The sequence below is a fragment of the Streptomyces sp. NRRL F-2664 genome, assembly GCF_000719345.1.
Taxonomy (GTDB): Bacteria; Actinomycetota; Actinomycetes; order Streptomycetales; family Streptomycetaceae; genus Streptomyces.
This window is the reverse complement of sequence record NZ_JOFX01000511.1, coordinates 1-285: the sequence shown is the minus strand read 5'-3', so window position 1 is coordinate 285 and position 285 is coordinate 1. Positions and strand designations below refer to the sequence as shown.

1 protein-coding gene is annotated in these 285 nt (G+C 74.0%); it reads left to right on the top strand.

The features are described 5' to 3' along the window. Window positions 1-107: 107 nt before the first annotated feature. A partial coding sequence (locus tag IF89_RS50135) for an IS3 family transposase (RefSeq protein WP_158718180.1) occupies window positions 108-285 on the top strand: 178 nt, incomplete at its 3' end.

The window sequence follows — 285 nt, the reverse complement described above, 5'->3', positions numbered from 1 at the left end:
CCGTCGCGCTGCTGTGCCGGGTGCTCGGCCTGCCTCGGTCCACCTCCTACGCGTGGGTCGCGGCACGGCCCGCCGCCGCGCTCCGGCAGGCGGGAGAGGAGGATCTGATGGCCGAGATCCGCGAGGTCCACACCGCCTCCCGGGGTGCCTACGGTGCCCCGCGGATCCACGCGGCCTTATGCCGGAGTGGTCGCCGGATCAGCCGCAGGAAGGTGGAGAAGACCATGCGCCGGCGCGGCATCCGGGGCATCACCCGGCGTCGGAAACGCTCCCTGACCAGGCCGG